Source organism: Cupriavidus sp. 05T313 (assembly GCF_056396665.1).
In genome coordinates this window covers 1-4,802 of sequence record NZ_JBFTLX010000378.1, presented here as the reverse complement: position 1 = coordinate 4,802, position 4,802 = coordinate 1, and the positions used below count along the sequence as shown (strand labels likewise).

General features: G+C 60.9%; 6 protein-coding genes. 4 read left to right on the top strand and 2 right to left on the bottom strand.

Annotation, left to right across the window (positions count from 1 at the left end):
• The coding region (locus AC1DKD_RS39175) for a cysteine hydrolase family protein (protein ID WP_477144556.1) at positions 1–372 on the top strand (372 nt) is incomplete at its 5' end.
• Positions 373–682: 310 nt separating this feature from the next.
• Here the strand turns inward: AC1DKD_RS39175 and AC1DKD_RS39170 are convergent.
• The gene (locus AC1DKD_RS39170; RefSeq protein ID WP_441629532.1) at positions 683–1,555 is read right to left on the bottom strand and encodes a LysR family transcriptional regulator; all 873 of its coding nucleotides are present in this window, start codon (positions 1,553–1,555) and stop codon (positions 683–685) included.
• 104 nt (positions 1,556–1,659) lie between these two features.
• On the opposite strand from AC1DKD_RS39170, the gene AC1DKD_RS39165 reads away from it, so the two are divergent.
• The 3 genes from AC1DKD_RS39165 to AC1DKD_RS39155 are packed head-to-tail and all read left to right on the top strand — an operon-like array spanning position 1,660 to position 4,087.
• A complete protein-coding gene (locus AC1DKD_RS39165) occupies positions 1,660–2,733 on the top strand; it encodes an alkene reductase (RefSeq protein ID WP_441629531.1) in 1,074 nt (357 codons plus the stop codon).
• A gap of 10 nt (positions 2,734–2,743) precedes the next feature.
• A complete protein-coding gene (locus tag AC1DKD_RS39160; protein WP_477144555.1) occupies positions 2,744–3,481 on the top strand; it encodes a pirin family protein in 738 nt (245 codons plus the stop codon).
• Positions 3,482–3,499: 18 nt separating this feature from the next.
• Positions 3,500–4,087 carry an isochorismatase family protein gene (locus AC1DKD_RS39155; protein ID WP_477111791.1) on the top strand — a complete coding sequence of 196 codons (588 nt, stop codon included), beginning with the start codon at positions 3,500–3,502 and terminating at the stop codon, positions 4,085–4,087.
• A gap of 215 nt (positions 4,088–4,302) precedes the next feature.
• Here AC1DKD_RS39155 and AC1DKD_RS39150 read toward each other — a convergent pair whose 3' ends face one another.
• Entirely contained in the window at positions 4,303–4,680 is a 378-nt protein-coding gene (locus AC1DKD_RS39150; protein ID WP_477111790.1) for a c-type cytochrome, read from the bottom strand.
• Positions 4,681–4,802: the final 122 nt, after the last annotated feature.

Genomic DNA, 4,802 nt, shown 5'->3' with positions numbered 1-4,802 from the left:
CCGTTGAACAGGAATGGGCAGGGAATCAAGCAACTGGGTCTTTTCGTCGACGACCAGATCTCGCCGGAACTCGGCCAACAGGCCACCGAGCCACTCATCGTCGCGCATCGCGCCAGCGTGTTCTTTGGTACCGACCTGCAGGTACGGCTTTCCGCGCAGGGTATCAATACCCTGCTCATGGTGGGCATTGCTTCGACCGGTGTGGTGCTGTCGTCGGTCGCGTACGCGAGCGATGCGGACTTCCGTTTATTCACGGTCAAGGATTGCTGCTACGACCCGGATCAGGTCGTGCACGATCATCTTTTTTCAACGGCGTTCGATTCGCGCACAACGGTGCTCTCGCTCGCTGATGCCTTGCGGTTGCTTGCCTAGCATTTGCTGACATCTCGACAGTTTGGGGAGCAAGGCGGTCGCTCCACCGCGCGTCGTGTGGCTCGCTCAATGGCCGGTTGACCCATCACGGCCGTTGTGCGCGCGCGGTTGAACGGCGGTTATGGCACCGAGCTACGGACATTCGCCATTGCATGGAGGGAAATGGCTGAGGAACCACGCCTTGGGTGGATCGAACGCGAGAAGTCTTGCGGTTTGACCATGGTTTAAGCGGTCTTTCTTCGGGACTGATCCCCATTGCGCTTGAGGGCCGAATCATCCCGATGCTCGGCGACTATTGGACCCTGCCGAGCTATCGCCCCAATCTCTCCCGCAGGAACTCAATGAAGCGCTGAGTCTTCGCGGGAAGCAGGCGGGTCTCGGTGATGGCATAGACCGGCATTGGCATGCCGTGCCATGCCCGCATGATGCGCCGCAGCTTCCCGCTGGCCAGGTCATCGGCAACGATTTCCTCGGGCATCAGGATGATGCCCATGTCGAGCGTCGCCAGCCGGCGGATCATGCCAACGCTGTTGAGCGTGAAGCGGCTACCCACCGACACCGTGGTGGCGCGCTCGCCATCGTGCAATGTCCATGATCCCGCCTTCAGGATGCCCAGGCACTCATGCCGTGCCAGGTCGGCGGGATTGGCTGGCTCGCCCGATCGCTCCAGGTAGCCCGGCGAGGCATAGAGGTATGGCGTGAGCGAGGCCAGCGTGCGTGCGATCAACTGCGAGCTTTCGGATTCCCCCATGCGGATTGCCACGTCGAAGGGTTCGCTGACCAGGTCGACCCGTCTCGGCGTCAGGTCGAAATCGAAGGTGATGCCAGGATAGAGGCCGGCAAATTCGGCGATCAGGGGCGCCAGGTAGGTCACCGCAAAATCCACCGGCAACGAGGCGCGCAGCACGCCGCTGGGCTGGGCCAGCATTTCGCCGAGCTGCTCGTGTGCCAGGCGGGCTTCATCGACGATGCGCTTGCAACGCTCGAAGTAAATCTGGCCGGCCTCGGTCAGTTCGATCTTGCGGGTCGTCCGATGCAGCAGGCGCAGCCCGATCGCCTTCTCCAATCCGCTGATCCGGCGCGACAGTGTCGAGTTCGGCACGCCCATGGCCTCCCCGGCGCTGCGAAAACCCTTGGCTTTGACGACCTCAACAAACAACGCCATGTCGTTAAGCAGTTCCATGCAATTGCTCCATTATCGGATCAATGTTCTCCAAATTACCATATTTATCCCGCACAAGGAACGCGCGATGATGCCTCCATCCAATTCAACCGAGGAATTCCATCGTGAGCAAACTGTTTGATCCCGTCCGCGTCGGCCGCTACACTCTGCAGAACCGCCTGGTCATGGCACCGATGACCCGCAGCCGTGCCCAGTACGACGGCACGCCGGGCGAAATGGCTGCCGAGTACTACGCCCAGCGCGCCAGTGTCGGCCTGATCGTCACCGAAGGCACCCAGCCCTCGGACGACGGGCAGGGCTACCTGACCACGCCAGGCATCTACACCGACGCGCACGTGGCAGGCTGGAAGAAAACCACCGATGCCGTGCATGCCAAGGGCGGCCACCTCTTCATCCAGTTGATGCACGCCGGGCGCATGTCGCACCCGGATAACACGCCGCATCACCGGCGGGGCGTCGCGCCGTCGGCCATCGCCCCGGGCACGCCGATGTTCACGGCCAAGGGCATGCAGGACATTCCGGTGCCAAGTGCGCTGACCACCGAGGAAGTGCGCCAGACTGTCCGGGATTTCCGCTATGCGGCCCGCCGCGCGATCGAGGCCGGTGCCGATGGCGTCGAGATCCATGGCGCCAACGCCTACCTGATCCAGCAGTTCTTCGCCCCCAGCGCGAACGCCCGCACCGATGAATACGGCGGCTCGATCGAGAACCGCGCCCGCTTCGCAATCGAGGTGGCTGCTGCGATTGCCGACGAAATCGGCGCGGACCGCACCGCCATCCGGCTGTCGCCCGGCACGACGATGTGGGGCATCGACGAAGGCGCCGAAGGACCGGCCCTGTACCGCTATCTGGTCGCCGAACTCGACAAGCTGGGGCTGGCCTACCTGCACATCATGCACCAGGGCAATGAAGCGGTGCAGGCCGACATCCGCAAGCTCTGGCAGCGCACGCTGATCCTGAACCGGCCGGGCCGCCCGCGCGAGCAGGTCGGGGCCGACCTGGCTTCGGGGCTGGCCGACCTGGAAGCCTACGGCCAGATGGTACTCGCGAACCCGGACTTCGTCGCCCGGCTGAAGCACAGCGCGCCGATGAACGAGGCGGACCGCAATGGCTTCTTCGGCGGCACTGCGCAGGGCTACATCGACTACCCAACCTTGAGTGAAGCCCAGGGTGCCTGAAGCAAACATCATGCCCGTCATTGCCCCGCTGCAGCGCGCCAACCACGGCAGCCACTTCCGCGCCTACGGCCTGYGCGGGGTGGCAGCGCTGATCGATCCCTTCCTCGGGATCGATCATGCCTGGATGAGCGCGCCGACCTTTCCGCCGCATCCCCATGCCGGCTTCTCGGCCGTGTCCTACCTGTTCCTCGACTCGGAAACGGGYATCGACAACCGTGATTCGCTCGGCACCCGCAACCTGATCCGACTCGGTGGCCTGCACTGGGCGACGGCCGGGAGCGGTATCGTTCATGAGGAAGTTCCGGCAGAGGCCGGCAAGACTGTCCATTCGTTGCAGATCTTCGTCAACCTTGCCCCGGAGCGACAGTACATTGCTCCATTCGCACTGACCTTGGAACCGCAGGACGTACCGGTGGTGCAGTTGCCCGGGGCAAAGGTGCGCGTGCCCGTGGGACGCTTCCGGCACGCCCGTTCGCCGCTGACGCCGCCGACCGAAGTGACGATGCTCGACATTTCGCTGGAAGAAGGTGCCGAACTGGCCGTGCGCATCGACGCAGGACATTGTGCCTTCGTCATGCCGATCTTCGGCACGGCGATGGTGGACGGCCAGGACTTCGGGCGCAACGATCTCAAGCTCCCGGTCTTTCCGGCGCAGGACGCGCCCTGCGCGATCACGCTGCAAGCTCTCCACGGCAGCGCCGAGGTCATGCTTTTTGCCGGCCCGCCGTTGCACTCCACCGCAACCTGACCACGAAGGAGTCTCATCATGGCTTTCGAACGCTTCACCGGCGATAACGCCGCGCTTCTGTTGATCGACCACCAGGTCGGCACCATGGGCTGGGTCCATTCCATCCCCGTCGAAGAGATGAAGCGCAACGCGCTGATGCTGGCCAAGACCGCCAGCATCCTGAAGATGCCGGTCGTGCTGACCTCCAGCATGGAGGAATACGCACAAGGGTCGCTGCTGAGCGAACTGGAAACCATCCTGCCGGACGAATTCGCCGCGCGCATCAAGCGCGTCGGTATCGTTAACGCGATGGATGACGAGAACTTTGCTGCGGCCGTCGCGGCAACCGGGCGCCAGAAGCTCATCATCGCTGGCGTCACCAACGATGTCTGCACGGTGTTCCCGGCACTGAGCCTGGTGCGCGTTGGCTACGAAGTGCAGGTGATCGCCGATGCCGGCGGCTCGCCGAGCAAGATCGGCGACGACATGGCCTTGCGCCGCATGGAGAAGAACGGCGTCACGCTCTCCAGTACGAACCAGGTAATTGCCGAGCTTGCGGGTAGCTGGAGTACGCCCGAAGGGATGCGGATTGTGCAGGAAGTGGTCATGCCCGCATTGCAGGGCTGAGGGAAGGAGCCACCCCCTTGTTAGGCCCGAGGTGCTAACCCGACGGCCTGGCGGTGCGCGCAGACCGCAGGCGACAGGCAGGGCATCAAGCTGGCCGGGCGGCACTTGCCTGCAGGGCCGTTAGAAGACCCTTTGGGCTGGGCCCGATGACGGGGCCAGGCCGTCCGGACCCTGAAATGGCCCTTAGATTTCCGTGCCCACCTCTCATCTAAAAATCATCGATTTTTGGAAATCACACTAATCATGTATTGATTTAAATCGCGAAAATCCTTAACCCTCCAAGAGTACGGCGATAGCTTTACACCATTCTCTTGCAGAGTTTTGGGAATCAAGTCTCCATTTGGACGAAGTATTATCGATGATACAATAACGCCAGGATAATCATTTAGTCGTTTTTTTAAAGCGGATGTTGTAAGATCAGGTGTGGGAGGGTTGCTTTTATTAGCCAACGGTCCTGTTCCTTTGAGATCCATTCCGTGGCACATGACACATCTCTGTAAATAGAGATTTTTTCCATTTACATTATCCGCGAAGGATAGTGATGCTTGAATTAGCGCTAAAAATCCCAGCGAAGCGATGAATAATATTTTCATTTTTATGTGGCATTGTTGTATAAATCAGATCTGAACCTAGGGAAATCCCCGGAGATTCCACTGCAACACTCAATTCTCTCGATAAAATTTGAAATTAGAGCTAAGGTTGCCATCTTTGATAG

Bases quoted from the DNA above. Each gene is read 5' to 3' on its own strand.
- AC1DKD_RS39150 (WP_477111790.1), bottom strand. From the start codon at position 4,680: ATGAAAATATTATTCATCGCTTCGCTGGGATTTTTAGCGCTAATTCAA.
- AC1DKD_RS39170 (WP_441629532.1), bottom strand. From the start codon at position 1,555: ATGGAACTGCTTAACGACATGGCGTTGTTTGTTGAGGTCGTCAAAGCC.
- AC1DKD_RS39155 (WP_477111791.1), top strand. From the start codon at position 3,500: ATGGCTTTCGAACGCTTCACCGGCGATAACGCCGCGCTTCTGTTGATC.